The following is a 736-nucleotide window of genomic DNA, read 5'->3' on the forward strand; positions in this document are numbered from 1 at the left end:
CATTAGGCATACCGACAGCAGTAGACAGAGTAATTCAACAGGCCGTTGCACAAGTACTCAGTCAAATCTATGATTCATCATTCAGTGAAAACAGTTATGGTTTCAGATCGAACAGAAGTGCACATGATGCAATAGATAAAGTACTAGAGTATCTGAATGAAGGCTATGAGTGGGTAATAGACTTGGATATTGAAAAGTATTTCGACACAGTAAATCATGATAAATTGATTTCAATTCTTAGAGAGAAGGTAAATGATAAAACCACATTACACCTGATACGTTCATTCTTAAGAGCAGGAGTAATGGAAAACGGTTTAACATCACCAACAGAAATTGGGGTGCCGCAAGGAGGTCCGCTTTCACCAATATTGTCAAATATCTATTTAGATAAATTTGATAAAGAATTAGAAGAAAGAGGATTACGATTTGTAAGATATGCCGATGACTGTGACATATTCGTCAAAAGTGAGATGAGTGCAAACAGAGTGATGAAATCAGTAACCTCATGGCTGGAAAGAAAACTGTTTCTGAAGGTCAGTGCTACTAAAACAAAGGTAGTAAGACCAAACGATAGTAATTTTCTAGGATTCACATTTTGGAAAAATAAAGACAGCTGGAAATGTAAACCTAGCAGTGACAGGAAAGTAAAGCTATACACGAAAATCAGAGAAGTACTGCAACGAAAAGCAGCAGTAGCTAGACCACTTTCTTATACATTTACAAAAGTGAATCAGAT

1 protein-coding gene is annotated in these 736 nt (G+C 36.3%); it reads left to right on the plus strand.

What is annotated here, in order from left to right; genetic code table 11:
* Positions 1-736: group II intron reverse transcriptase/maturase (locus tag ACTND6_RS11085; RefSeq protein WP_441045114.1), on the plus strand; the 736-nt coding region annotated here is incomplete at both ends.

The sequence above is a fragment of the Bulleidia sp. HCP3S3_C9 genome (assembly GCF_052064035.1).
In the GTDB taxonomy this organism is placed as follows: Bacteria; Bacillota_I; Bacilli_A; order Erysipelotrichales; family Erysipelotrichaceae; genus Bulleidia.